The following is a 23,796-nucleotide window of genomic DNA, read 5'->3' on the forward strand; positions in this document are numbered from 1 at the left end:
CTTGCATCCAATCGAGGCTGAGCGCGTTTTCGTTTGCCAATCCCAGACAAGGAGAACGGTCGTGTCAGCCAGCACAGCAATTCGCGAGCATATGGAAGTCATCGGCGCCGACGGCGTGCATATCGGCACCGTCGACAAGGTCGAGAACGGGCGCATCAAGCTCACGAAAAAGGACAGCGGCGAAGGCAGCCATCGCGGCCACCATCACTACATCTCCACCGCGCTCGTCGCCGAGACCGAAGGCAACAAGGTGCGGCTGTCGGCCAATGCCGATGTCGCGGTGACATTCGAAGAGGAAGGCAAGGCGGGCTAGAGGCCCCTACTCCTTCACGGCCTCGGCAGCCTTGGTGTTGATCAGGCCAAAACCGAAATCGGTGTCGCGGCCCTTGTCGCCGAGATCGGTGGCGGTGGCGGCGAGTGCCTTTTCGATCGATTCTGCAGAGCGGCCTGGCTCGTTGTGCAACAAATTGGCAATCGCGCCGCTGACTACCGCTGCGGCAAACGAGGTGCCCGTTACTAGGTCCGTGCCGCCGCCGACCGGGGCCATGACGTCGACGCCGGGGGCGGAGATGTAGACGTAGGGCCCGCGGTTGGCCTGCTTCATCAGGGCGTCCTTGGCATCGGTGGCCGTTACCGCGATGACGCCCTTGTAGGCGGCGGGATAGCCATAGGGCGCGCCGGGGCCATTGTTGCCAGCAGCGGCGACGAGGATCATGCCGCGGGCGCGGGCGCCGCGGCTGGCCTGCTCCAGCAATGCGTTCTTGGGCCCGACGAAGCTCATGTTGACGATCTGGACGTTCTGCTCGGCGGCCCAGTCGAGCGCGTTGAGAATGATCTCCATGTTCGACTTGCCGCCTTCGAAGGCGCGTGCGTGGAAGATCTTCGAGCCCGGCGCCATGCCCTTGAACGGTCCGGTGCCGGCGATCAAGCCGGCAACCGAGGTGGCGTGGTCGCGTGCGGTGACCGTCACCCCCGGCATGGCGTCGAAACTGCCGGCGACGACGCCCTTCAGCGCCGGGTGAGTGTCGTCGATGGCGGTGTCGATGACCGCTATGCTGACGTTCTCGCCATTGGCGGCGGCCTCGTCGAGCGCGATGCGCTGGAAGGCGAAATTGGGCCCTGCTGCTGCCTGCTGCAGCTCATAGATGTGGTTGGCTTCACGGGTCGCGGTGCGGCCGTCGCCGGCAAGCTGGGCAAGCACCGTGCCGACCGGCCGGCCATCGGGAATGCCGTAGCGGACAAGGCTGGTGCCGAGCAGGGCCGACAGACGCTGCGAACGGATTTCCAGACCATAGGCGGCAGCGACAGCTTGCGCGACAGGCGCGCCGCCATCGACGGTGACCAGCACTTCGTCGGGCACGAAGGAACCCGCTATGGCGCGCGGCGGCGCGGTGATCGCAGTTCCGGGTGGTGGCACATCAGGCGGCGGCGGTGTCGGCTGACCACCCGCCTGCGCGCCGCCACCTGACGGATCCGGACTTGCGGCGGCCGGGTCGCGGAGCGGATTGGGCGTCGGCACCGGCGTCGCTGGCTGCCCCCCGGATGCGACACCGGGAAAATCACCGGGATTGGGAAAGAGGTCGACCAGCAATTCGGGCAGGCCGACGGCCCGGGGCGGGATTCCGCCGCCGGAACCCGGACCGCCCGGCGTCGGCTGCGCGCCAGGTTGCAGGCAGTCTGCAGCCGTCGCCGCCGTCGCTCGGCTGAGGCAGTCGAGCTGCTGCGGCGTCAGGCTAGGATCGTTGGTCTGGGCAAATGCAGGCGTGGCGGCGAACAATGTCGCCGCCAGCATCAGTCCTGCAACTCGCCTCGGCAGCGTCATCCCGCAGGCTTCCTTCCCACTGTTACCGTGTCGGCAAAGGGTGCGGCCGCGATCAGGCCGACGATGCGATCGTAGTCGGCGACAGTTTCGGCAGGAATGGCGATGCGGAAGACGCCGCTGGCCGTCGGGCCATCGATGATCGCCGCGCCGTTGTCGCCGAGCAGCGCGGCAATGTCGGCCATCCTGGCGTCAGGCTTGAAGGTGACCAGCGCGAAAGGCAGCTTCGACTGCTCCGCGCCGGTGCCGGCGACCTGGATGTCGGAACCGGTGCCCGAAGGCGCCACCACGCCCTGCACGACGATGAAGGCCAGCAATGCTGCCGCCGCGGCCCAGGCGACGCCCACGGGCACGCCCATGAACCGCTCCCAGGCACGCGCCAGCAGCGACTGCGCCTGCGGCTCGCGGACCGGCCCGGCCTCGGCATCGAGCAGCCTGGAGAAGCGGCTCAGCGCATCGGCCGGCGGGCGGATCGCCTCGTTGGACGCCATCGTGCCGGAAAACTCGGCCTCGGCGGCTTCGAGGGCCGCGGGTGCGGCCGGATCGCTGGCGAGCCAGTCCTCGACGGTCGCCAGTTCGGCGCCTTCCAGCGTGCCGTTCAGGTAGAACGGCAGCAGCGTTTCGATCTCGTCGCGACGGGACATCTTTTCGGCAGCGCTCATGGCCAGCCCCTGTCGTATCCGGCGGCCTTCAGGGCTTCGCCGAGTTTCTTGCGGGCATAAAACATCCGCGTCTTCACCGTCGCCACCGGAATGTCGAGCACCTCGCCGATCTCGGTCACCGACTTGCCGTGATAATAGGCGAGGTCGATGACGGTGCGGTGCTCCTCGGCCAGCGCATCGACGAAGCGGCGCAGGGCAGCGCCCTTGTCCAGCTTCATCGTCACCACTTCGGGCGTATCCGAGCCGTCGGGCACTGCGGCGGCATCGTCGTCGTCGAGCCAGTCTTCCTTGCGCTTGCGCAGCGACGACAGCGCCTTGAAGCGGGCGATGCCGAGCAGCCAGGTCGAGACCTCCGAACGGCCTTCGAACTGCGGCGCCTTGCGCCACAACTCCAGAAACACTTCATTGGCAACGTCATCCGCCATGGCTTCCGACCCCGTCTGGCGCGCCACGAAACGGTAGACCCGTGCGTGGTGGCGCGTGAACAGGAGCCGCAAAGCGGCGCGGTCGCCGTTTGCGACGCGGCTCACGAGATCACGATCGGACATGGGGTCTGATGCGATGTTCATGGCCGGTGCAACCGCCGGGCTCCTGTCTGCTTGGTCGTTGTTGGCCGCAAAAAGGTTCACCGGAATGTTTCGGATGAGGGAAAGCTAGCCGAACTTCCCCGACATGGCCAGTCCGGCGCAGGGAGCGGCAGCATCCCCGGCCGTGGCAGGGCCCAATACGGCTCTGTCTGTCCGATAGGGTCGGCCGAGAAGCGGGCATTTGGTACGCCCACTTGGCCAGTCCGAGCGCAAAGCACAGCTCCCGATCATACCAAAAAGCTGGCTTGCCCGACAGGATTCAAGCTGACGTTGCCCCCAAACTTTTACCCAGCCTGAAGGAGACTCGGGGCGGCTGGTGTTGCCCATGTGGGGAAATTTCTTATTCGACGCGCAGGCGCGGCCAGGCTGAAAGAAGCTCGCGCGTGTAAGCGTCTCGTGGCGATTGAAACATCGAGGCTACATCGCCGCTCTCGACCGCTTTTCCAGCACGCATCACGACAGCGTTTTCAGCGATCAACCGAACAACAGCCAGATTGTGACTGATGACGACAAGCGTCATGTTTTCCAACTGCCTGATGTCTTGCAAGAGATTGAGCAAGTCGCCCTGAACGGAGACGTCCAGGCCGGCTGTCGGCTCATCGGCGATCAGGATGGACGGTTTCATGAGCAGCGCACGCGCGATGGCCACCCGCCGAGCCTGACCGCCGCTGATCTCGTGAGGGTATTTGTCGAGGATGCCTTTCGGCAGGCCAAGCCGGTTCAAGATGACGCCAAGGCGCTCGTATGTCACCGCCAGCGGTTCGTTCAAGACCGTGGCGACTTCGCCCATCAGCGTGCGGATGCGACTGCGCGGGGAAAGGGATGCTGCTGGGTCCTGGAAGATCGGCTGCAAGACACGCGCCCTCTTCTTCAGCGCGGCGCGGCTATGCGACAGCGGCATGCCCAGAATGCAGACATCGCCCTGGTCGAGCTTCTGCAACCCGAGAATGGCCCGCATCAGCGTCGTCTTTCCGGAACCGGACTCGCCGACAATGCCGAAACACGTGCCTTGCGGAATGGCGAGGGATACATCGTCGAGAGCGATGGTCTGGCCAAAACGCAATCTCGCCTTGCTGATCGAGATGGCATCCATCATGAACCCGCCAGCAAGAGACAGCGCGCGCCGTGGTCCGCTGCGTCACCGACCGCAAATTCGTCCGGAACAGTCGTCGCGCAAGCGTCGAACGAGACATCGCAGCGGCCGTTGAAAATGCAACCGGATGGACGCCGGAACGGGTCAGGCAATTCCCCGGGAATGACGGTAAAGCGGTTTTCGGTAACGTTGACGGCGCGCTGGCGATCGATTGCGACCTCGCAGTCAAAGAGCATGCGCGTATAGGGATGACCGGGCTGCTGCTGGACTTGCTTGACCGTGCCGTGTTCCAGCCGTTCGCCGGCATAAAGTACCGATATGCGGTCGCAATATTCGGTCACCAGCCCAAGACTATGGGTGATCAGAAGCACGGCACAGCCTATGCGGTCTCGCAGGCTGACGATCTCGCGCATGATCTGCGCTTCGACCGTGACGTCGAGCGCCGTCGTCGGCTCGTCCGCGATCAGCAGCACCGGCTCGGACAGAAGCGCCATGGCGATCACCACGCGCTGGCGCATGCCACCGGACAATTCGTGAGGGTACTGGCCCATCCGCCGCTTCGGGTCGCTCAGCTTGACCTTTGCCAGCGCCTCCTCGGCCATGGCGACATGCGCCTTGCGGTCACCACCCGGCAACCGCCGGCGAAGGACTTCGCAGAGCTGTGTGCCGACGGTGAACACCGGATTGAGCGACAGCATCGGATCCTGGAAGATCATCGCCATGCCGCGTCCCCGCAGTGGAGCCGTGGCGTCGCGCCGTGTCAGGTCATAACTCCGGCCGCCGATGGTAGCGGTGCCTGACGTAACCTTTGCATTGTTGGCGAGCAGGCCCATCAATGCGAAGGCAACGGTCGATTTTCCGCTGCCGGATTCGCCGACAAGACCGAGTATCTCGCCTTTGCCGATCTCCAGCGAGATGTCGCGCAGTGCATGCGCGGTAACATGGGACAGATTATAGTCGACCGACAGATTGCGCACCGAGATCGCCATCAGCGCGCTCCTGTCGTTTTGGGGTCGATCACCCGCCGCAGTGCTTCCCCGAGGAGGGTTGCGCCGAGCGTTGCGATCGCCAGGACCAGCGAGGCCGCGATGATGGGCCACCAGGATTGGTTGATCGACACGAAGCCATCCTTGATCAACGTGCCGAGCGAGGATTTTGGCGGTTGCACGCCGAAGCCGAGGAACGAGAGCGATGCCTCGAAGGCGATGACGACGGGCAGGTTCATGCTGGCCAGCACGATGATGGGACCGGCGACATTGGGCAAATAGTGCCGGGCCACGATGGTGGCGGGGTGCACGGCCAGCATGCGCTCGGCCTCGATGAAGCTCAGGCTCCGCAGGCTTTGCGCCCGCGCCCGCGCCATCCTGCCAAACTGCGGGATGAAGACGACTGTGACCAGGAGCACAAAGGTGATTGGTCCCTTGCCGTAGAGGGCGATGAGGGCGAATGCCAGGATGAGCGGCGGAAATGCGTTGACGATGTCGAAGACACCGGTAATCACCCGGTCGATCCGAGGACCGGCAACAGCCGCTACGACGCCGATCAGCGATCCGACGACCGAGGAGATGACGACGATCATCGCTGCCAGCGCGAGCGCATAGCGTGTGCCGGCGGATGTGCGGGCAACAAGATCGCGCCCCAGGTTGTCGGTTCCCAAAAGATGCGCCGCTCCCGGTGGCGCAAAGCGGGCTTTCACATCGATGAGATTGGGGTCGGGACTGACCAGTGGCCCGACGATCGCGAATATGAGGATGACGAGCGTAAAAACGAGGCCGAGCCTGCCATCGCGCTCCGAACAGATGCGTTTCAGTGTCGCGAAAGACCCCATCACCCGCGACCCGCCGCAATGCGAGGGTCGAGCAGTGCGTTGATCATGTCGACCATCAGATTGGCGATGATGTAAAAGGTGACGATGAACACCACGCAAGCCTGCACAATCGGATAATTGCGCTGCGCGATGGAGTTGAAGATCAGGCTTCCGATGCCGGGACGGGCGAAGATGATCTCCACCACAACCGAACTGCCGATCAATTCGCCCAGGCCGATGCCGAGGATCGACACGATCGGCACCAGCGCGAGCTTCAAGGAATACAATCCGACGATGCGGTACTCCGACACGCCGTAGGCGCGGAGGGTCCGCACGTGAAGTTCCGCCAGGGTGTCGAGCAAGGAAGCGCGGACAAGCCGCGAGATGTAGCCGATCCAGCCAAGTGCCAGTGCCACGCTCGGCAGAATCAAATGCCGTAGTTGGTCGATCGTGTCGCCCGGTTCTCCGGCCCCCGCCACGGGCAACCAATGCAGGCCGATGGCGAAGACGAGAAAGAGGGCGACCGACACCACCAGAGTAGGTGTCGTGATGAAGGAAATGGACAGCAGGGCCAGGCCGCTATCCAGCCACGAACCCGGCTTCAGCGCCGCGATCACGCCGATCGGAATGCCGACGAGCAACGCCAGCGCCAGCGCGCTGAAGGCCAGCGCCAACGTGTTGGGGATCACATCCATCACGATATCGAGGATCGGCCGATTCGATACGACATCGACACCGAAATCGCCGGTGGCGATGCGGCTGAAGAACAGCCAGAGCTGCTCCGGGATGCTACGGTCGAGGCCCATGGCCTGCGTGATTTGAACGCGAAGCTCAGGCGTCGCCCGCGGACCAAGCATCACGGACGCGAAGTCTCCCGGGACAAGACGCATCATCAGGAACAGTAGAAGGGTGGCGCCGGCAATGGTCAGCACGACCGACACGAGGCGCGATGCGATGAACGCGGCCGTCCGCTGCGCTTTGATCATCTGTTTCCCCTCCCCCAAGGTTCCCCGGCTTGATCGACCTACATCATTGTTAGCTCACGCTCTGTCGAAGTACTCAAACTGCCAGTCCTTGCCATTCGGCAGGAGCATCGGCGTTAACCACGACGCATCGACAAAGAAATTCCGGCCATGGGTGATCCAGATGCAGGACGCGGATTCGTCGAGCAGCTTCTGCATCTCGATATAGATTGCCTCTCGCTGGGCCTTCTCCAGCGTTTCCACGCCTTGCTGGTGCAGCTTGTCAAACTCGGGACTGTTCCAGTGTTGCCAATTCCACAGACCGACCTGGCTGCCAAGGAACCATTGTGTCTGGAAGCTCGGATCGAATTTGGAGGTGTAGGGTATGAGCGTGAGTTCGAGATCCTTGCTGGCATTGTCGGCGCCAAGCGCCCAATAGGCGCCGGAATCCATCGGGTTGATGTTGAGCGTGATGCCGACTTCGGCAAGATTGGCTTGGGCGATCTGGGCCACGGCAAGCGAGGTGGCGTCGTTGAGGCAGGTGAAGCTGAAGGTCAGGCCGCTCAGGCCGGTTTCAGCCAGCAGCGCCTGCGCTTTTTCGAGATCCCGGTTGTAGAGCGGTGCATCCGCCCAGTTGCCGAGCAGGCCTGGAGCCAGAAGCGTCTTTGCGCGCGAGGTGGCGCCGGCATAGGCGCCTTGAATGATTGCATCGACGTCGATCGCCCAGCGGATCGCCTGGCGCACCTTGACATCGGCAAGGGCACCTTTTTGGACGTTGATGCCGATCCAGGTGTAGTCGACGCCGGCAATGTCGATCACGTCCGTGTCCGGCAGCGTCTTCGCAGTGTCGAGCTGGTCGGCGTCGAAGGCCGTGAAATCCAGTTCCTTCGCCTGATAGGCCAGGAAGGAGGTCCTGCGTTCGGGAATGATCTTGCCGGTGATTTCTCCGACGCGAGCCTTGAAAGGACCCTTGTAGTCGGGATTTGCGGCAAGCAGGAACTGCTCCTTGGGGCGCCATTCCTTGAGCAGCAGCGGCCCCGAACCGATGAGGGTCGTGGCGATCTTGTCACCCAGCTGTTCGCAGGCCTTCTTGGACAGGATTGCCCCGGAGGCGTCGCAGATACCGATCAGCCACAGCGCTGCGGAGCGGTGCTTCAGGATGAGCTTGCCGGTGTATTTTCCCGTGATTTCGACCGACTTCAGAGCCTCCATATCGTCGGCGTAGGCAAGTTTCTTGCCGTTGTCGCCATTGATGTAGCGATCGAACGAGTACTTCACGTCTTCGGCGGTCATCTCGCCGAAATCACCGGTGAACATTTGGCCTGCGTTGAGCTCGAATTCGAACTCGGTATCGGAAACCTGCCGTATCTCCTTGGCCGCATCGTTGGACCAGCTGAGCTTGCCCGGCTCGAACCGCACCAGTGTCTGGCAAACCGAACGGATGATGTTGCCCTCGGTCGTGCCAACGCGATTGCCCGGGTCGAGGCTGCCGATATCCGCATCCACGGCGATGACCGGGTTCATTCGGTCGCCTGCGGCCCGCGCAAACCCCGCAAAAGGCAGAAGTGCCGCTGCCGATGAAGCTAGAAGGAAAGTTCTACGATTCACGCTCATGCTGTTCCCCCTTTTATTTGTTACATGCAGTCGCGCGGAATGACCTCGTCATATCTCCGTTCTGCAAATATCTGCCCGCGCTCATAAGCCTTGACCCAGCCGCCGATGTAAAAATTGGCGAGGTCGCAGCTGATGATGATTTCGCAATCCAGACGCGCGTTCCAATCAGGCCGCGTGAATTCTTCATGGCAAGTCACCTGTGTGACGCAGCTGGCCGGGTCATTGTCATCGATGCCATAGACCTTGCGGCGCCAGGCGGTGATTTCCGTGCCCGTTTCCTCGATGACGAACCGGCCGTCATCCGACAACACCGTCAATTCGGTTCGCTCGGTAGGCAGGTCTGTCGTGAGCGAGCGCAACTGGCGTGCCGGTTCCTTGACCGTCACCGCACCGGGCTCGGCCCAGGCAGCCTCCTCGAACTGGACAGGCACAAGCCCATCTTCCGTATTCAGAATGGGCAGGTCGAGCTGGCAAGCCTGGCAATCAATGGTCAGCGTCGTGCGCTGCGGCGATGGCCATGCCATCGGCCAATAGGACGATGAAATCGCCACCCGCAACCTATGTCCCACCGGGATCGTTTGCGCTATCGGCTTGAACGAAAGCTCGACATCCTCGAATTGACCGGGGGTCAAAGGTGCCGGGAACTCATGACTTTTCCGGTGCGTGAGATTGAGCAGGGCAAAGGTCAGGAAGGCGGAGGTGCCATCGGGCGCCACGTCGTTCAGCCTGACGCAAACCTGCGCCTGCGGCTTGTCGGCGGCAACACGCAGCTTTATTTTCGCCACTCCGGCAAGTGGCATCTCCGCACTCAGCACCTGGGTGTCAAAGCACAACGACCCGCCGTCGTCGGTCCGCTGGTCGCGCGCGCCTTCCGCGGCAATCCTGCCCTGGCCATAGGGGCACCATTCCTGCCCTTGCACGCCGGTGGTGAGTGGCGAGGAAATGGCAGGTTTCGCGCCGCCTGCATCCGGTGTTTCGCTGAGATGGCAACCGGCGTTCAACCACAATTGCTTGCGAACGATCTGTCTTGCCGGCCATTGCGGGAATCCCAGCCAACGGCCCGACCTGGCACCCATATGCGAGTGGGGTTTCGCATAGTCCATCAGGTACAGGCGCATGTCCGGGTCGCGCTCGGCGCCGTTTTCGATGCCCTTCAGCCAGTGATCGAACCAGCGGATGCACTCCTGGAGATAGCCGATGGCTGGATCGGGGACCCCGCCATGGGGCTCGGTATGGCCCCACGGCCCACAAAGCCCCTTCGCCGGCGCCTCGAGGTTCTCGACAAGATTGAAGATCGCCTGCGTATAACCATCGAGGTAGCCACCGACCGCCAGCACGGCGCATTCGATCGAAGAGTAATCCTCGCAGACCGAGCCTTGCTTCCAGAAAGCATCGCGACGCTGGTGGTTCAGCCATTGGGCGGCGTGGTTCTTGTGGTCCTCGAGGCGATGTTTCCACATTTCACGCCAGCGCTCTTCGCCGACAACGGCAGGGTCAGGCGGCAGCGCCGCGTAGCTGAACAAGGCGCCGCCCCAGCCGAAATTGTCGTTGATCAGCAGGCCGCCATTGTAATGGGCGTCACAGGCATAACGGTCATCCGTCGAGCATGCGGTGACGATCGCCTTCAATTGCGGCGGCTTCCTCGCGGCGACCTGGAGGCCGCTGAATCCGCCCCAGCTGATGCCGATCATGCCGGCGACGCCCGTACACCATGGCTGGGCACAAAGATGGGCCAGGATTTCCAGTCCGTCATCCTGCTCGCGCTTGACGTATTCGTCCTCCAGCAAGCCGTCGGAATCGCCGGTTCCGGAAATATCGACGCGGACACAGGCGTAGCCGTGGGCGGCAAAGAACAGGTGTATTTCGTCGTCGCCCTTACGCGTGCCGTCGCGGCGGCGATACGGTATGTATTCCAGGATTAGAGGGACAGGATTGTCTTCAGCACCTTCGGGGAGGAACAGCCGTGCGGCGAGCTTGCGGCCATCGGCCAAAGGAATCCAATGGGTTTCGACTGTTTTTACCCCGGAAATGACGACGGCTGGCATGTGAACTCCGGCTTGGATTAAATGAACGTATAATATATTGAATGAGCAATCAATATATAATTGGAAGGTAGCGCAAATGGCAAGGCGATCAATCAGGGCGATGCGCCGCGACGAGCTGATGGATGCGGCGATCGCAGTCATCGCTGAGGAAGGATTGGCCGGAGCGACGATGGCCAGCATTGCTGGCCGCGCCGGCATGTCAGCCGGCCTGGTCAATCACTATTTCGACAGCAAGGAAGAGCTGATGGCGCTGGCGATGCGCAATCTCTCGAACCTGTTTCGTCAGGACATCATGAGGGTGGCGCCCGCTGATCCCACGCCAGCGCAGCGGCTGCGCGCGATCGTCGACGGTTCGTTCGCACCGCAACACCTGGGTGCCCCGAAGCGAGCGGCGACATGGATGCAGTTCATGATCGCGTCCCAGACGGAACCGCGCATCAAGCATCTGTACCAACTGACGGGCGCCCGTTTCGTGTCGAACATCCGCTATGCCGTCAGACGGCTGGTTCCGCCGGAACAGGTGGACGATACGGTCCACGGTATCGCCGCGATGATCGACGGGTTTTTCTGGCAGATCGCGAGCGACTATGAGGAGGCAGATCTGGAGCGAAGCCGCAGAATCTGCTGGCGTTACATCTGCCTGCTCATTCCTGCTGTGGAGGAATGAGCGATCGGTTCGGTGAATTTCGATGCCCGGCTGCCGCTTGTTGCCCGCGACCATTCCAGCGCGTTACCGGCGCAAAGCCTGTCCTCCTCACCTGCACATGAAACTTGCTTGCTCGCTTCCGAAGCGGAGCCATGAACCGACCCGCCTGTGCTGGAACTGTGCCAGCAGCCAAATCGATCAATCTTTTGGGGAGCAATCAGACGGAAAACCATATCTGTTTTCAATCTGTTAAATGGCGCACCCGACAGGATTCGAACCTGTGACCTCTGCCTTCGGAGGGCAGCGCTCTATCCAGCTGAGCTACGGGTGCTCGTCCGCACGCTGACCGCGGACCACCATCCGGCGAACCGGACGACGCGCGTTCATAACCGATGCGGCGGCTGGCTTCAACGGGGGAAGTGGCAAATCGCGCGGCAAGCACGGACACCGGCGAATGCAGTTGCGGCACGCACTGCCGGGCGGGCTGGCGCCACCGTGATGCCGATGCCGGCGCGATTGACGATCATCGCCGCGCATTGTCTAACGCGGCTGACATGTTCACCCTCGCGCAGATCGAAAGTTTCGCCCAGGACGTCAAGAAGAGCCGCTTTCTGGCCGTCGCCAGTCCGGTGGCCGACGAGGCCGCGGCCAAGGCGTTCATCTCGGCCCATTCGGATGCAGGCGCCAACCACAATTGCTGGGCCTGGCGCGTCGGGCAGGCATACCGCTTCAGCGACGACGGCGAGCCGAGCGGCACGGCGGGCAAGCCGATCCTGCAGGCGCTCGACGGCCAGGCGCTCGACAACGTCGCCGTGGTCGTCACGCGCTGGTTCGGCGGCGTGCTTCTCGGCACCGGCGGGCTGGTCCGCGCCTATGGCGGCTCCGCATCGGCCTGCCTGCGCGCGGCGGCCAAGGTGCCGCTGGTGGTTACCGTCGAGGCCGTGGCGACGCTTGAATTCGCCGACCTGGCGATCGTCCAGGCCCGGCTCGCGGCTGTGCCGGGCGTCCGCACCATCGCCGAGACTTTCACCGCCACCGGCGCTGTGCTGACCCTCGCCCTGCCCGAGGCCGACGCCGCGGCGGTCGCCAGGATGATCGCTGACCTGACCAGCGGGCGGGCAGCGGTGGCTTTTGCCGATTGACCCTGGCTCCCACGGACTTTGACTGCGGCCAAGCCGGCCGAAAAAGCCGACCGAAGATGCGTCATGGCAGCATTGGATGGCGCCTGTCAGGAAACAGCCATAAGCTCAGGCAGGGCAAACCAGCCCTGCAGCCGCGCTGGCTACCGCGATACCCCGGCCATCTGTCTTGAAGGAGATCTTGGAATGGACATCAAACGCTGCGGATCGCGGCCGTCGGCAACGCCCTCGCCCGACTATTTCACCGGCGCGGTGCGCCAGGACCCGATCATCGAGGCGCCGGCACCGGCCATGGTGCGCGCCGTCAACGTCACCTTCGAGCCCGGCGCGCGCACGGCATGGCACACCCATCCGCTCGGTCAGACCCTGGTCGTCACGTCAGGCTGCGGCTGGGTCCAGGTCTGGGGCGGCGAGGTGCTGGAAATCCGCAACGGCGACGTCGTCTGGTTCGCGCCCGGCGAAAAGCACTGGCATGGTGCCGCGGCCACCACGGCGATGTCGCACATCGCGATCCAGGAAGCGCAGGACGGCCGAGCCGTCGACTGGCTCGAGCATGTCAGCGACGCACAATACAAGGCGCCGGCCTGAGCGACGGGTCGCTGACTACGCAAGCTCCCCGGCAGATCAATCGCCGGGTATGCGCATCAGTAGACTTCGGCCATCGGCACCGGTCCGGAAGCCGGGGCCGCTGCAGCGGCGGGTGCCGGCATCGATGTGACGGCCGGCATCGCGACCGCCGTCTCAGTCGGCATCGGCACGGGCTGCGCCGCCGGCTGGAACAGCGACGAGGCCAGGCTGCCGCCCGAAGCTTGCGGCATGTAGCGCACGATCAGTTCCTCGACATGGGCATTGCGCTTGCGTGCGCTGTCGCCACCCATCACGACAATCACCAGCTTGCGGCCATCGGCATTGACCGAGGTGACGATGTTGAAACCCGACGCCCTGATGTAACCGGTCTTGATGCCGTCAACGCCATTGACCCGGCCGAGCAGGTCGTTGTGGCCACGCACCCGCTTGCCGCGGAAATTGAAATCGGTGGCCGAGAAATAATAATAATGCTGCGGAAAATGCTTGCGCAGCGCCATGCCGAGCACGGCCATGTCGCGGGCGGTGGTGCGCTGGGCGGCGTCGGGCAGGCCCGACGCATTGCGGAACACCGTCGCGTTCATGCCGAGTTGGCGTGCCTTCGACGTCATCAGGCGGGCAAAACCCTCCTCCGAGCCGCCGAGATACTCGCCGACCGCTACAGCCACGTCGTTGGCCGACTTGGTCGCCAGGGCGCGGACCGCCGCTTCCAGCTCGATCTGCTCGCCGCGCTTGAAACCGAGCTTGGAGGGGGGCTGCGAGCGGGCATTCTCCGACACCGGGATCAGCGTGGTCTTTGAGACCCGCCCCTGCTGCATCGCCTCGAAGGTCAGGTACAGCGTCATCATCTTGGTCAGCGAGGCGGGATAACGCGGCGCCGTCGAATAGGCCTGGAACAGCGTGCGCCCGTTGGAGGCGTCGACGACGATGGCCGCATATTTTTCCGGCGCGGCCGGCGGGGCCACACTGAGCGTTTCCGTGGTAGCGCAGCCGGCGAGCAAGGCTGCCACGGCAAGCAACGCCGCCAGCTGGCGAAACAGGGCGGGCACGGGCCGCCGGAAGAACCTGAAGCAGAGCGGAAGAAGGAAGGCTTGGGCTAACAAGGAAAAACCTGTCGGTGGTCGCCAAAAACTCTGGCTGAGTGGGATGCCGGCCGGCAACAACAGCCGGAAACTACAGAATGTGGGACAAGCCGTCCATTTGGCTCGTCGCGCCAGGCGCATGTTGCGCCAGCGGTGTTGACTATTGGTTACACCTGCAAGCTTGCGTCGGGCGTGAAAAAGGCGGCTTGTGGGACAGCAACAGCGAGTGATTTGGCAGATGAACGTGCATCGATTGCAGGCCGAGGGCATTTCCGTCGCACTGGACCTGTCGGTCGGCCACGTCGCCGATCTCGCCATCGAAGCCGGCGGACGCCGAATCAGGCCGTTGCACCGCGCGCCATGGATCGACAGGCCGGACCTGCCGGAAGGGCTGCCGGCGGGCGTTGTCAGGCTGTCGGGCGAATTCCTCTGCGCGCCGTTTTCGCGCAGCGACGTCGAGGCGGCACCGCTGCACGGCTGGCCGGCCAACAGCGCATGGGATCTCGTCTCCGACGAAGCCATTCCGGGCGGTCGACGCGCCGGCTTCCGGCTGCAGCACAAGGTGATGGGCGCTGTGGTCGAAAAGACGCTGATCCTGCGCGACGGCCATCCGTTCCTCTACCAGGAACACAGCTTTACCGGCGGTTCGGGCGCAATCTCGGTCGCCCACCATCCGATGACCGAGATGCGGGCGGGCGGGCGGCTGGCGTTTTCGCCGAAGCGGCTGGCGGCGACGCCACCGGACGCGACCGAACCCGATCCGGCGCGCGGCAGCCATCTGCTCGCCTACCCCGCCAGCAGCACCGATCCGACGCGCTTCCCCGCCGCATCCGGCGGCGAGGTCGACCTCGCCGATTTCAGCGCCAGCCGCCGGCACGAGGATTTCGTCACGCTTGTCGAGGCCGATCACGGCGGCATGGGCTGGACGGCTGTGGCACGCAAGGCCGAAGCCGACGTCGTGCTGGTGCTGAAGAACCCGGCCGAATTTCCGGTGACCATGCTGTGGATCAGCAATGGCGGCCGCTACTATGCGCCATGGAACGGCCGTGCCGGCGTTCTCGGCATCGAGGATGGCCGCACGGCGATAGGCCATGCCGCGTCGCTCGGCGACAACTGGCTGCGGCGCGAGGGCGTGGAAACCGCCTTTGCGCTCGGCGGGCATGTTGCTTTCCGCCAGATTATCGGCGCCCTGCCGCTGGAGGGCGGCCAGCCGCCGGTTTCGATTGCTCCCAGCGAAGGAAGGCTTCGGCTGACGTTCGCAGATGGGAGCAGCCGTGAGACCTCATTCGACGATGCGTTCCTGCGAATTGCAAAACGCACTTGAACTGGAACCTTCGCCGCCTCAATTTTGTCTGATGCTCCAGCAGGATGCCAAACGAGACCATCGGGAAGGCCCATGTCAGAGATCGCCCATATCGCCGCCACCCTCTTCAAGCGCGCCCATCATGCCGAGCGCTTCGTGATCGGCATCGCCGGGCCGCCCGGTTCGGGCAAGTCGACGCTGTCGTCGGCCCTGCGCGACGTGCTGCCCGAAGGCTCGGCGGCCGTGGTGCCGATGGACGGCTTCCACTTCGACGACAAGGTGCTCGAGACGCGCGGCCTGAGCGCGCGCAAGGGCGCGCCCGAAACCTTCGACTTCGCCGGCTTCGAGGTGCTGCTCAAGCGGTTGCGGGCCGCGGAGCCCGACATCGCCATCCCGGTTTTCGACCGCAGCATCGAGCTGTCGCGCGCGGGAGCGGAGATCGTCGGCGCCGACGTCAAGTTCATCCTTGTCGAAGGCAATTATCTGCTGCTCGACGAGGAACCCTGGCAGCGGCTCGACTCATTGTTCGACTTCACCATCTTCGTCGATGCGCCACGCGAGGAGCTCGAGCGGCGCCTGGTCGAACGCTGGCGCGAGCATGGCCGATCCGACGCCGACGCCCGCAACTGGATCGACAGCAACGACATGCCCAACATCGACCGCGTGCTCGCCGCGCGGCGCAAGGCTGATCTGGTGATCTGAGCGCAAGCGGAACCGAAGCGCCAACTGCCCGTTGTCTGACATGCGGACGACCTGCAAATGCGGGTCCGGACATGCGCAACAGCGAGGCGACAGCCATGGCTACCAAGGCAAAGAAAGCTGCCCCCAGGTCGGGCAAGGCACTTCAGTCGAAGGCGGGTGCAGGCCCGGCAATGGCCGAACGGTCGAAAGACGCAGCCAAGCCGGCGTTCGGCAAGGCCGCGCCCAAGAAAGTCACGCCGGCAGCTGAGAAACCCGCGAAGGCGGCCAGCCCGAAGAAGGCCGCTGCCGACAAGCGGCCATCGGTGGCCGCCCGGGTGATGCGCAAGGTCAAGGGTGTGGCGAGCGGCGTAGCCGGCATTGCCGCCTCAGTGATCACCCGCGACGGCGGCAAGGCGAAAGCCAAGGCCAAGTAGGCTCCTGCGCCTTCGCTTGACGCCGGTCCTCAGGAGCGCGCCGGGATGTTCAGCCCGGCCTGCACCGCCGGCCGTGCTAGGCCGCGTTCCAGCCACGCCGCGACATTCTCGAAGCTCTTGAAGCCGACGATGTCGCCCGCTTCATAGAAGCCGATCAGGTTGCGCACCCAGCCGAGCAGCGAGATGTCGGCGATGGTGAAGTCATCGTCCATGATCCACTTGCGGCCGGCGAGCCGCTGGTCGAGCACGCCGAGCAGGCGGCGCGACTCGTCGCGGTAGCGCTCGAGCGGACGCTTGTCGGCGATCTCCCGGCCGGCGAATTTGTGGAAGAAGCCGAGCTGGCCGAACATCGGGCCGACCGAGGCCATCTGGAAGAACACCCACTGCACGGTCTCGTAGTGCCGCACCCGGTCGGCCGGGATCAGGCGGCCGGTCTTTTCGGCGAGATAGAGCAGGATGGCGCCCGACTCGAACAGGCCGATCGGCTTGCCGCCCGGACCGTTGGGATCGATGATCGCCGGGATCTTGCCGTTCGGGTTCAGCGCCAGGAATTCCGGCGTCCAGCTCTCGTTCTTGCCGATGTTGATGGCATGGGCCTCATAGGGCAGGTCAAGCTCTTCGAGGGCGATCGAGACCTTGACGCCGTTCGGCGTCGGGAACGAATAGAGCTGGATGCGGTCCGGGTGTTGCGCCGGCCAGCGCGCAGCAATCGGAAATGGAGTGAGATCGCTCATCGACGGTTCCTCGTGGGGTGGGCCGACGCGAAGCGCTGGCCGGAATGGTGGGGCATGCAAAAGTTAGGCATGCAGGCGCGCGTCATCAATATGCGTGCGCGCTGTTTTATCCAGATGACATCTGGAGATTATGACTCCGGGAGATCGAAGACGGCCGGTCAGGCCGCCTTCACCGCCACGACGGCGTTGGTGCCGCCAAAGGCAAAGCCGTTGCTGATCGCCACCCGCACAGGGCGTGCCTTGGCGACGTTGGGCGTCACGTCGAGGTCGCAGTCGGCGTCGGCCTCGCGATAATTGGCGGTCGGCGGCACCAGGCCCTCGCGCACCGCATTGACGCAGGCGATCATTTCGAGCGCGCCCGAGGCGCCGAGGCAATGGGCGTGCATCGACTTGGTCGACGATACCGAGAGCTTGTGCGCATGGGCGCCGAACACGCGCTTGATGGCTGCAGTCTCGATCTGGTCGTTGGCCTTGGTGCCGGTGCCGTGGGCGTTGATGTAGTCGACCTCTTCCGGTGCCAGGCCGGCATCGAGCAGGCAGGCACGCATGGCGGCAGTCGGGCCTTCGACCGTCGGTGCGACGATGTCGGAAGCGTCGCCGGACATGCCGGTTCCGGCCAGTTCGGCCAGGATGGTCGCGCCGCGCGCGATGGCGTGTTCGTAGGTTTCGAGCACGGCCATGCCAGCGCCCTCGCCGAGAACCAGCCCTTGCCTGTCGGCGGAGAACGGCCGGCAGGTGTCGGGCGCAACGACACGCAAGGCTTCCCAGCCCTTGATCACGCCCCACACCAGCGGCGCATCGGTCCCGCCGGCAACGATCGCGTCGGCGCGACCGAGCAGGAGCTGGTCCATCGCTGTGGCGAATGCGTGGTTGGACGAGGAGCAGGCGGATGTGACGCCAAAGACGGGACCGCGCAGGCCGAGGTTCATGCTGACCTGGCCGGCCGCAGCACCCGGCATGACCTTCGGCACGGTGAAGATGCCGGCGCGGTTCTTGCCCTCGAGCAGGATGGCGCGATAGTTTTCCTCGATCGCTTCCCAGCCGCAGACGCCGACGCCAACGATGGTGCCAACGCGGTTGGTGTTGTTTTCGTCGACGACCAGGCCGGACTGGCGCATCGCTTCCTTGGCCGCGATCACGGCGAGAAGGCTGAAGCGGTCCATCGAAACGAGTTGCTTGCGGTCGATACCGTGCTCGGGCAGCTGCTTGATTTCGGCGCCGATGCGGATCTTGAGTTCATGCAGGGCGCCATTGGTCAGCGGCCCGATGGCCGAGTGGCCAGCGCGCATGGAGTCCCATATGGCAGGCGCGTCGGTGCCGAGCCCGCACAGCCCGCCGATGCCGGTAATGACGATGCGAGGACGCTTCATCTCAGGCTTTTTGTGCAATCAGGGCGCGAACGGCTTCAACCATGTCGCCGACATTCTTGAGGCTGCTCCAGGCATCGGCCGTGTTCATCTCGATTTCGATGCCGTATTCTTCTTCGAGATCGAAGATGATCTCGGTCAGTTCGAGAGAATGGATGCCGAGCGCGGTCAATTCGGTATCGAGCGTGATCTCTTCGCCGCCGGTCTCTGCATGCGCCTTGATCTTGTCGATGATTTCCGTTGCCAGCTGATCAGCCATCAGTACCCTTCCCCAGAACTCTCTTACATTGGCCGGCGTCGCACGACCGTCGTGTCGGGCCCTTTCCGAGCCCGAATTGCACTGTTCGCCCCCGAAATGAGCCAAAAAGGCATCTCTCTATAGAAACCGAAACGCCGTGAGGCAACAAGCTATATATCGACAATCGCGTCGTCTCGGCTAAACCTCAGGGCATCATGACCATCAGCGCATCCTTGTCCGCAGCGACGGACGCAGCAGCGATTTCCTCGCAACGCGTGGCGGCACGCGCCCGCATCGAGATCGAGCATCGTGCCGGACGCAGCCGCCTCGCCCGGCTCTACCAGGACGGCGCCGCCAAGATCAGGCTGCCCGATACCGGGGGCGATCCGCTGGAGGCGGTGCTGATCAACATGGCTGGTGGCCTGACTGGCGGTGACCGCATCGGATGGGAGGTTGCGGTCGGGGCCGGCGCGCGGGCATCGATCACCACCCAGGCGTGCGAAAAGGTCTACCGCGCGCTGGCCGGCCAGGCAGAAGTGGACGTGCGGCTAACGGTTGGCGAAGGCGGTCGGCTAGCATGGCTGCCACAGGAGACGATCGTGTTCGACCGCTCCGCATTCTCCCGTTCGCTCGATGTCGACATGGCTAGAGGTGCTGAAGCGCTCATCGTCGAAGCGACGGTCTTCGGCCGCAGCGCCATGGGCGAGCGCGCGAATAACGGCCTGTTTCGCGACCGCTGGCGCATTCGGTGCGAGGGAAAGCTCGTCCACGCGGAAGAATTTTCCGTCGGCCCCGACATGGAAACGACGCTCGCCAAGCCGGCATCTGCCGGCGGGCGCATCGCCATGGCAACGCTGCTCTTGATCTCCGACGAAACCGAGGTCTTGGTGGAGCCGGCGCGGCGAATCATCGGCGACGATGGCGGTGTCAGCGCCTGGAATGTGGCCGGAACTGGCAAGCTTCTTGCGAGGCTGTACGCCGAGGACGGCTACCAGCTACGTAAACGACTCATGCCCCTGGTAGCCCTGCTCAACGGACAGGCAGGCTTGCCCAGACTGTGGTCACTCTAGGATTTCGGTGCGCGAATGAACCTGACGCCAAGGGAAAAGGACAAGCTGCTGATCGCCATGGCAGCGATCGTGGCGCGCAAGCGGCTCGAACGCGGCGTCAAGCTCAACCATCCCGAAGCAATCGCGCTGATTTCCGACTTCATCGTCGAGGGCGCACGCGACGGCCGCCCTGTCGCCGAGCTTATGGAGGCCGGCGCCCATGTCATCACCCGCGCCCAGGTGATGGATGGCATCGCCGAGATGATCCATGACGTCCAGGTGGAAGCCACCTTCCCCGACGGCACCAAGCTGGTCACCGTGCACGAACCGATCCGCTGAGGCCGCCATGCTCGAACTGCGCCCCAATTGCGAATGCTGCGACCGCGACCTGCCGCCCGCGGCGACAAACGCGGTGATCTGCACCTTCGAATGCACCTTCTGCACGGACTGTGCTGACGGCGTGCTCGGCGGCACCTGCCCCAATTGCGGCGGCAATTTTTCCGCCCGCCCGATCCGGCCCGCCGCCATGCTTTTGAAATATCCCGCCTCGACCAAGCGCGTGCTGAAAGCCGAAGGCTGCACGCCGAAATCGGCAGCCTGAGGAGCGACACCATGATCCCCGGCGAAATCATAACCGCCCCCGGCTCAATCGAGCTCAACAAGGGCCAGCCGACAGTCACGCTCAAGATCGCCAACACGGGCGACCGGCCGATCCAGGTCGGCAGCCACTATCATTTCTACGAGACCAACAACGGCCTGAAGTTCGACCGCGAGAAGGCGCGCGGCATGCGGCTCGACATCGCCGCCGGCACCGCCGTGCGCTTCGAACCGGGCCAGGAGCGCGACGTCACGCTGGTGCCGCTGGGCGGCAAGCGCGAGGTCTACGGCTTCCAGAAAAAGGTGATGGGAAAGCTCTGATGCCAGCAATCATCTCCCGTCCCGATTACGCCCGGATGTTCGGTCCGACCGTCGGCGACAAGGTCCGGCTCGCCGACACCGAGCTGTTCATCGAGGTCGAGAACGACTTCACCGTCTACGGCGAGGAAGTGAAGTTCGGCGGCGGCAAGGTCATCCGCGACGGCATGGGCCAGAGCCAACTCAGCCGCGCCCAGGGGGCGATGGACTGCGTCATCACCAATGCGCTGATCCTCGACCACACCGGCGTCTACAAGGCCGATGTCGGGCTCAGGGACGGCCGCATCGCCGCCATCGGTAAGGCAGGCAATCCCGATACCCAGCCCGGCGTCACCATCATCATCGGTCCCGGCACCGAGATCATTGCCGGCGAAGGCAAGATCCTGACCGCCGGCGGCATCGACACCCACATCCATTTCATCTCGCCGCAGCAGGTCGACGAGGCGTTGAACTCCGGCGTGACCTGCATGGTCGGCGGCGGCACCGGTCCGGCGCACGGCACGCTCGCCACCACCTGCACGCCTGGACCATGGAACATCGCCCGCATCATCCAGGCCTTCGACGGCCTGCCGATGAATATCGGCGTATTCGGCAAGGGCAACGCCTCGCTGCCGGGCGCGCTGGAAGAGATGGTGCTGGCTGGTGCCTGCGGCCTCAAGCTGCACGAGGACTGGGGCTCGACGCCGGCGGCCATCGACACCTGCCTGTCGGTCGCCGACGCCTACGACATCCAGGTCGCGATCCACTCCGACACGCTGAACGAAGGCGGTTTCGTCGAGGACACGGTCGCCGCCTTCAAGGGCCGCACCATCCATTCCTTCCACACCGAAGGTGCCGGCGGCGGCCACGCTCCCGACATCATCAAGGTCTGCCAGTATCCGAACGTGATCCCGGCCTCGACCAATCCGACCCGGCCCTACACGGTCAACACCATCGCCGAGCATCTCGACATGCTGATGGTCTGCCACCATCTGTCGCCGTCGATCCCCGAAGACATCGCCTTTGCCGAGAGCCGCATCCGCAAGGAGACGATCGCGGCGGAGGACATCCTGCACGACCTCGGCGCGTTCTCGGTGATCTCGTCGGACAGCCAGGCCATGGGCCGCGTCGGCGAGATGATCATCCGGACATGGCAGACGGCCGACAAGATGAAGCGCCAGCGCGGCGCGCTGCCGGGCGAAAAAGGCGAAAACGACAATTTCCGTGCCCGCCGCTACATCGCCAAATACACCATCAACCCGGCCATCGCCCATGGCATGTCGCGCGAGATCGGCTCGATCGAAGTCGGCAAGCGCGCGGACCTCGTGCTGTGGAACCCGGCGTTCTTCGGCGTCAAGCCCGACATGGTGCTGCTCGGCGGCTGGATCGCCACCGCACCCATGGGCGACCCCAATGGCTCGATCCCGACGCCGCAGCCGAGTCACTACCGCTCGATGTTCGGCTCTTTCGGCAAGGCGCTGACCAACAGCTCGATCACCTTCGTCTCCAAGGCCGGGCTGGAGGGCGGCCTGCGCGAGCGCATCGGCGTGGAGAAGCAGATGGTGGCGGTCGAAAACACCCGTGGCGGCATCGGCAAGCGCTCGATGATCCTCAACGACGCGATGCCTCAGATGGAGGTCGACCCCGAGACCTACGAGGTGCGCGCCGACGGCGAGCTTCTGACCTGCGAGCCGGCGACGGTTCTGCCGATGGCGCAGCGCTACTTCCTGTTCTGACGTCAGTCCACCCGCGACCTGATGCCACGCCAGCAATGCTGGAACCGCCTCCGGCCAATTGTTATCTAGCCCTCGCTAGCAAAAATATCCGGCAGGACTCCCGAGCCCAAGATCGGGGGTTCCCGCTATCTTGGAAATGGAGTTCTACATGTTCGGGAAAAAAGTTCCTGCCGTCACCTTCCGTACCCGCGTGCGCGACGAAGCCGTTGGCGGCCCCAATCCCTTCCGCTGGGAAGACAAGTCCTCGGCCGACTATTTCGACGGCAAGCGCGTCGTCCTGTTCTCGCTGCCGGGCGCCTTCACCCCGACCTGCTCGACCTACCAGCTGCCCGACTTCGAAAAGCTGTTCGGCGAATTCCAGGCCCAGGGCATCGACGAAATCTACTGCGTGTCGGTCAACGACGCCTTCGTGATGAACGCCTGGGGCAAGTCGCAGAACCTCGACAAGGTCAAGCTGATCCCGGACGGCTCGGGCGAATTCACCCGCAAGATGGGCATGCTGGTTGCCAAGGACAATGTCGGCTTCGGCATGCGCTCATGGCGCTACGCCGCCGTCATCAACAACGGCCGCATCGAGAAGTGGTTCGAGGAAGAAGGCTTCTCCGACAATTGCGACAGCGATCCCTATGGCGTTTCCTCGCCGCAGAACATCCTTGAAGCGCTCAAGAACGACGACGTCGCCGAAGCCGCGTAAGCTTCAGCGTTCTCGCCAAGATCGAAACCCCGGCCGCCTCCGCGCGCCGGGGTTTTTTGTTACCTCGAATACGGCCGGTCAATCGGCAAAGGGCACGGGAACTTCATCCACGCCAAGATCTATTGGCGATGTGCGTATTTCGGCGCAGGATGCGTGCCATGAACAAGATTTTCGGCAAACCGCAATTGACGCCCTACGAGGCCGATTATGCTCGCTGGTGCGCAGAGCAAGGCGCGCTGCTGCGCGAGGGAAATCTGCAGGAGCTCGACCGGGAAAATCTCGCCGAGGAGATCGAAAGCTTGGGGCGCGGTGACAAACGCGAAATCGAAAGCAGGCTCAATGTGCTGCTTGTCCATCTTTTGAAGTGGCGGTTCCAGCCGGATCAGCGGGCGGGAAGCTGGAAAGCAACGATTACCGAACAGCGTTGGCGGATTTCGCGGGTGGTCAAGGACAGCCCAAGCCTGAACAGCTATCCGAGGAAGGTTCTGGCCGAGGAATATGCGCTTGCACGATCGAACGCCGCCACCGAAACCGGACTGTTTGCAGACGCCTTCCCGTCAGATTGCCCTTTCAGCATTGGTCAGGTCCTCGATTTGGAATTCTTCCCGGAGTAGTTGGCTGCAAT

27 protein-coding genes and 1 tRNA gene are annotated in these 23,796 nt (G+C 63.8%); 14 read left to right on the forward strand and 14 right to left on the reverse strand.

All coding sequences use genetic code 11. The annotated features are described in order from the left end of the window. The first annotated feature begins 91 nt into the window (after nucleotides 1–91). Complete coding sequence (locus tag GGQ99_RS14145) at nucleotides 92–313, forward strand: DUF2171 domain-containing protein (protein WP_183263182.1); 222 nt, start codon at nucleotides 92–94, stop codon at nucleotides 311–313. Between the two features lie 6 nt (nucleotides 314–319). Here GGQ99_RS14145 and GGQ99_RS14150 read toward each other — a convergent pair whose 3' ends face one another. The 9 genes from GGQ99_RS14150 to GGQ99_RS14190 form a co-directional block, all read right to left on the reverse strand. Then, complete coding sequence (locus tag GGQ99_RS14150; protein ID WP_183263025.1) at nucleotides 320–1,822, reverse strand: S8 family serine peptidase; 1,503 nt, start codon at nucleotides 1,820–1,822, stop codon at nucleotides 320–322. After that, nucleotides 1,819–2,481, reverse strand: a complete 663-nt coding sequence (locus GGQ99_RS14155) for an anti-sigma factor (protein WP_183263026.1) — start codon at nucleotides 2,479–2,481, stop codon at nucleotides 1,819–1,821. Before GGQ99_RS14155 ends, GGQ99_RS14150 begins: the two co-directional genes overlap by 4 nt. Then, entirely contained in the window at nucleotides 2,478–3,050 is a 573-nt protein-coding gene (locus GGQ99_RS14160; protein WP_055981680.1) for a sigma-70 family RNA polymerase sigma factor, read from the reverse strand. Before GGQ99_RS14160 ends, GGQ99_RS14155 begins: the two co-directional genes overlap by 4 nt. Before the next feature lie 358 nt (nucleotides 3,051–3,408). Then, complete coding sequence (locus GGQ99_RS14165; protein ID WP_183263027.1) at nucleotides 3,409–4,164, reverse strand: ATP-binding cassette domain-containing protein; 756 nt, start codon at nucleotides 4,162–4,164, stop codon at nucleotides 3,409–3,411. After that, nucleotides 4,161–5,150 (reverse strand): ABC transporter ATP-binding protein, encoded by a 990-nt coding sequence (locus tag GGQ99_RS14170; protein WP_183263028.1) that lies wholly within the window; start codon nucleotides 5,148–5,150, stop codon nucleotides 4,161–4,163. The genes GGQ99_RS14165 and GGQ99_RS14170 overlap by 4 nt, the downstream gene beginning before the upstream one ends. Next, nucleotides 5,150–5,989 (reverse strand): ABC transporter permease, encoded by an 840-nt coding sequence (locus GGQ99_RS14175; protein ID WP_108605620.1) that lies wholly within the window; start codon nucleotides 5,987–5,989, stop codon nucleotides 5,150–5,152. Before GGQ99_RS14175 ends, GGQ99_RS14170 begins: the two co-directional genes overlap by 1 nt. Then, nucleotides 5,989–6,954, reverse strand: coding sequence for an ABC transporter permease (locus tag GGQ99_RS14180; protein WP_183263029.1), 966 nt, complete (start codon nucleotides 6,952–6,954; stop codon nucleotides 5,989–5,991). The genes GGQ99_RS14175 and GGQ99_RS14180 overlap by 1 nt, the downstream gene beginning before the upstream one ends. Nucleotides 6,955–7,008: 54 nt before the next feature. Then, on the reverse strand, nucleotides 7,009–8,454 hold the full coding sequence (locus GGQ99_RS14185; protein ID WP_183263030.1) for an ABC transporter substrate-binding protein: 1,446 nt from the start codon (nucleotides 8,452–8,454) through the stop codon (nucleotides 7,009–7,011). A gap of 110 nt (nucleotides 8,455–8,564) precedes the next feature. Then, nucleotides 8,565–10,769: a CocE/NonD family hydrolase gene (locus tag GGQ99_RS14190; RefSeq protein ID WP_246389594.1), complete on the reverse strand. Its 2,205-nt coding sequence runs from the start codon at nucleotides 10,767–10,769 to the stop codon at nucleotides 8,565–8,567. Between GGQ99_RS14190 and betI the strand changes: the two genes are divergently transcribed. Further along, entirely contained in the window at nucleotides 10,708–11,256 is a 549-nt protein-coding gene (gene betI / locus GGQ99_RS14195) for a transcriptional regulator BetI (protein WP_246389595.1), read from the forward strand. The two genes, GGQ99_RS14190 and betI, sit on opposite strands and share 62 nt — an antisense overlap. 233 nt (nucleotides 11,257–11,489) lie before the next feature. Here the strand turns inward: betI and GGQ99_RS14200 are convergent. Then, nucleotides 11,490–11,566 (reverse strand) — tRNA-Arg (locus tag GGQ99_RS14200). Between the two features lie 223 nt (nucleotides 11,567–11,789). Between GGQ99_RS14200 and GGQ99_RS14205 the strand changes: the two genes are divergently transcribed. Then, on the forward strand, nucleotides 11,790–12,377 hold the full coding sequence (locus tag GGQ99_RS14205; protein ID WP_183263033.1) for an IMPACT family protein: 588 nt from the start codon (nucleotides 11,790–11,792) through the stop codon (nucleotides 12,375–12,377). Between the two features lie 183 nt (nucleotides 12,378–12,560). After that, nucleotides 12,561–12,962, forward strand: a complete 402-nt coding sequence (locus tag GGQ99_RS14210) for a (R)-mandelonitrile lyase (RefSeq protein WP_183263034.1) — start codon at nucleotides 12,561–12,563, stop codon at nucleotides 12,960–12,962. Between the two features lie 56 nt (nucleotides 12,963–13,018). Here the strand turns inward: GGQ99_RS14210 and GGQ99_RS14215 are convergent, their stop codons facing one another. Continuing rightward, the gene (locus GGQ99_RS14215; RefSeq protein ID WP_183263035.1) at nucleotides 13,019–14,008 is read right to left on the reverse strand and encodes a serine hydrolase; all 990 of its coding nucleotides are present in this window, start codon (nucleotides 14,006–14,008) and stop codon (nucleotides 13,019–13,021) included. 271 nt (nucleotides 14,009–14,279) lie between these two features. Here GGQ99_RS14215 and GGQ99_RS14220 point away from each other — a divergent pair, with 271 nt between their 5' ends. From GGQ99_RS14220 to GGQ99_RS14230, 3 genes are all read left to right on the forward strand, one after another. Continuing rightward, the gene (locus GGQ99_RS14220; protein WP_108605732.1) at nucleotides 14,280–15,365 is read left to right on the forward strand and encodes a hypothetical protein; all 1,086 of its coding nucleotides are present in this window, start codon (nucleotides 14,280–14,282) and stop codon (nucleotides 15,363–15,365) included. Between the two features lie 72 nt (nucleotides 15,366–15,437). Further along, nucleotides 15,438–16,046, forward strand: coding sequence for a nucleoside triphosphate hydrolase (locus GGQ99_RS14225; protein WP_108605733.1), 609 nt, complete (start codon nucleotides 15,438–15,440; stop codon nucleotides 16,044–16,046). Between the two features lie 95 nt (nucleotides 16,047–16,141). After that, on the forward strand, nucleotides 16,142–16,459 hold the full coding sequence (locus GGQ99_RS14230) for a hypothetical protein (protein ID WP_108609578.1): 318 nt from the start codon (nucleotides 16,142–16,144) through the stop codon (nucleotides 16,457–16,459). Nucleotides 16,460–16,488: 29 nt separating this feature from the next. Here GGQ99_RS14230 and GGQ99_RS14235 read toward each other — a convergent pair whose 3' ends face one another. The 3 genes from GGQ99_RS14235 to GGQ99_RS14245 all read right to left on the reverse strand — a co-directional run bounded on the left by GGQ99_RS14235 (nucleotide 16,489) and on the right by GGQ99_RS14245 (nucleotide 18,819). Continuing rightward, complete coding sequence (locus GGQ99_RS14235; RefSeq protein ID WP_183263036.1) at nucleotides 16,489–17,193, reverse strand: glutathione S-transferase family protein; 705 nt, start codon at nucleotides 17,191–17,193, stop codon at nucleotides 16,489–16,491. A gap of 158 nt (nucleotides 17,194–17,351) precedes the next feature. Continuing rightward, nucleotides 17,352–18,563: a beta-ketoacyl-[acyl-carrier-protein] synthase family protein gene (locus GGQ99_RS14240; RefSeq protein WP_108605735.1), complete on the reverse strand. Its 1,212-nt coding sequence runs from the start codon at nucleotides 18,561–18,563 to the stop codon at nucleotides 17,352–17,354. Nucleotide 18,564: 1 nt separating this feature from the next. Then, nucleotides 18,565–18,819, reverse strand: coding sequence for an acyl carrier protein (locus GGQ99_RS14245; RefSeq protein ID WP_108605736.1), 255 nt, complete (start codon nucleotides 18,817–18,819; stop codon nucleotides 18,565–18,567). Nucleotides 18,820–19,013: 194 nt separating this feature from the next. Here GGQ99_RS14245 and GGQ99_RS14250 point away from each other — a divergent pair, with 194 nt between their 5' ends. The 7 genes from GGQ99_RS14250 (at nucleotide 19,014) to GGQ99_RS14280 (ending at nucleotide 23,785) form a co-directional block, all read left to right on the forward strand. Further along, nucleotides 19,014–19,868 carry an urease accessory protein UreD gene (locus GGQ99_RS14250; RefSeq protein WP_183263037.1) on the forward strand — a complete coding sequence of 285 codons (855 nt, stop codon included), beginning with the start codon at nucleotides 19,014–19,016 and terminating at the stop codon, nucleotides 19,866–19,868. 15 nt (nucleotides 19,869–19,883) lie between these two features. Further along, nucleotides 19,884–20,186, forward strand: coding sequence for an urease subunit gamma (locus tag GGQ99_RS14255; RefSeq protein ID WP_183263038.1), 303 nt, complete (start codon nucleotides 19,884–19,886; stop codon nucleotides 20,184–20,186). A 7-nt stretch (nucleotides 20,187–20,193) separates the two neighbouring features. Beyond that, on the forward strand, nucleotides 20,194–20,448 hold the full coding sequence (locus GGQ99_RS14260; protein WP_183263039.1) for a DUF1272 domain-containing protein: 255 nt from the start codon (nucleotides 20,194–20,196) through the stop codon (nucleotides 20,446–20,448). Nucleotides 20,449–20,459: 11 nt separating this feature from the next. Next, on the forward strand, nucleotides 20,460–20,765 hold the full coding sequence (locus GGQ99_RS14265; protein ID WP_108605740.1) for an urease subunit beta: 306 nt from the start codon (nucleotides 20,460–20,462) through the stop codon (nucleotides 20,763–20,765). Next, nucleotides 20,765–22,477: an urease subunit alpha gene (gene ureC, locus GGQ99_RS14270; protein ID WP_183263040.1), complete on the forward strand. Its 1,713-nt coding sequence runs from the start codon at nucleotides 20,765–20,767 to the stop codon at nucleotides 22,475–22,477. The genes GGQ99_RS14265 and ureC overlap by 1 nt, the downstream gene beginning before the upstream one ends. Nucleotides 22,478–22,625: 148 nt before the next feature. Continuing rightward, on the forward strand, nucleotides 22,626–23,171 hold the full coding sequence (locus tag GGQ99_RS14275) for a peroxiredoxin (RefSeq protein WP_108609579.1): 546 nt from the start codon (nucleotides 22,626–22,628) through the stop codon (nucleotides 23,169–23,171). 158 nt (nucleotides 23,172–23,329) lie between these two features. Then, entirely contained in the window at nucleotides 23,330–23,785 is a 456-nt protein-coding gene (locus GGQ99_RS14280; RefSeq protein WP_183263041.1) for a DUF29 domain-containing protein, read from the forward strand. The last annotated feature ends 11 nt before the right edge of the window (nucleotides 23,786–23,796 follow it).

The sequence above is a fragment of the Aminobacter niigataensis genome (assembly GCF_014200015.1).
Lineage (GTDB): Bacteria > Pseudomonadota > Alphaproteobacteria > Rhizobiales > Rhizobiaceae > Aminobacter > Aminobacter niigataensis.

Coding starts and splice junctions, on each gene's coding strand:
- GGQ99_RS14145 (WP_183263182.1), top strand. CDS start 92: ATGGAAGTCATCGGCGCCGACGGCGTGCATATCGGCACCGTCGACAAG.
- GGQ99_RS14150 (WP_183263025.1), bottom strand. CDS start 1,822: ATGACGCTGCCGAGGCGAGTTGCAGGACTGATGCTGGCGGCGACATTG.
- GGQ99_RS14155 (WP_183263026.1), bottom strand. CDS start 2,481: ATGAGCGCTGCCGAAAAGATGTCCCGTCGCGACGAGATCGAAACGCTG.
- GGQ99_RS14160 (WP_055981680.1), bottom strand. CDS start 3,050: ATGAACATCGCATCAGACCCCATGTCCGATCGTGATCTCGTGAGCCGC.
- GGQ99_RS14165 (WP_183263027.1), bottom strand. CDS start 4,164: ATGATGGATGCCATCTCGATCAGCAAGGCGAGATTGCGTTTTGGCCAG.
- GGQ99_RS14170 (WP_183263028.1), bottom strand. CDS start 5,150: ATGGCGATCTCGGTGCGCAATCTGTCGGTCGACTATAATCTGTCCCAT.
- GGQ99_RS14175 (WP_108605620.1), bottom strand. CDS start 5,989: ATGGGGTCTTTCGCGACACTGAAACGCATCTGTTCGGAGCGCGATGGC.
- GGQ99_RS14180 (WP_183263029.1), bottom strand. CDS start 6,954: ATGATCAAAGCGCAGCGGACGGCCGCGTTCATCGCATCGCGCCTCGTG.
- GGQ99_RS14185 (WP_183263030.1), bottom strand. CDS start 8,454: ATGAACCCGGTCATCGCCGTGGATGCGGATATCGGCAGCCTCGACCCG.
- betI (WP_246389595.1), top strand. CDS start 10,708: ATGGATGCGGCGATCGCAGTCATCGCTGAGGAAGGATTGGCCGGAGCG.
- GGQ99_RS14190 (WP_246389594.1), bottom strand. CDS start 10,769: ATGCTGGCCATCGTCGCTCCGGCCAATCCTTCCTCAGCGATGACTGCG.
- GGQ99_RS14205 (WP_183263033.1), top strand. CDS start 11,790: ATGTTCACCCTCGCGCAGATCGAAAGTTTCGCCCAGGACGTCAAGAAG.
- GGQ99_RS14210 (WP_183263034.1), top strand. CDS start 12,561: ATGGACATCAAACGCTGCGGATCGCGGCCGTCGGCAACGCCCTCGCCC.
- GGQ99_RS14220 (WP_108605732.1), top strand. CDS start 14,280: ATGAACGTGCATCGATTGCAGGCCGAGGGCATTTCCGTCGCACTGGAC.
- GGQ99_RS14225 (WP_108605733.1), top strand. CDS start 15,438: ATGTCAGAGATCGCCCATATCGCCGCCACCCTCTTCAAGCGCGCCCAT.
- GGQ99_RS14230 (WP_108609578.1), top strand. CDS start 16,142: ATGGCTACCAAGGCAAAGAAAGCTGCCCCCAGGTCGGGCAAGGCACTT.
- GGQ99_RS14235 (WP_183263036.1), bottom strand. CDS start 17,193: ATGAGCGATCTCACTCCATTTCCGATTGCTGCGCGCTGGCCGGCGCAA.
- GGQ99_RS14240 (WP_108605735.1), bottom strand. CDS start 18,563: ATGAAGCGTCCTCGCATCGTCATTACCGGCATCGGCGGGCTGTGCGGG.
- GGQ99_RS14245 (WP_108605736.1), bottom strand. CDS start 18,819: ATGGCTGATCAGCTGGCAACGGAAATCATCGACAAGATCAAGGCGCAT.
- GGQ99_RS14250 (WP_183263037.1), top strand. CDS start 19,014: ATGACCATCAGCGCATCCTTGTCCGCAGCGACGGACGCAGCAGCGATT.
- GGQ99_RS14255 (WP_183263038.1), top strand. CDS start 19,884: ATGAACCTGACGCCAAGGGAAAAGGACAAGCTGCTGATCGCCATGGCA.
- GGQ99_RS14260 (WP_183263039.1), top strand. CDS start 20,194: ATGCTCGAACTGCGCCCCAATTGCGAATGCTGCGACCGCGACCTGCCG.
- GGQ99_RS14265 (WP_108605740.1), top strand. CDS start 20,460: ATGATCCCCGGCGAAATCATAACCGCCCCCGGCTCAATCGAGCTCAAC.
- ureC (WP_183263040.1), top strand. CDS start 20,765: ATGCCAGCAATCATCTCCCGTCCCGATTACGCCCGGATGTTCGGTCCG.
- GGQ99_RS14275 (WP_108609579.1), top strand. CDS start 22,626: ATGTTCGGGAAAAAAGTTCCTGCCGTCACCTTCCGTACCCGCGTGCGC.
- GGQ99_RS14280 (WP_183263041.1), top strand. CDS start 23,330: ATGAACAAGATTTTCGGCAAACCGCAATTGACGCCCTACGAGGCCGAT.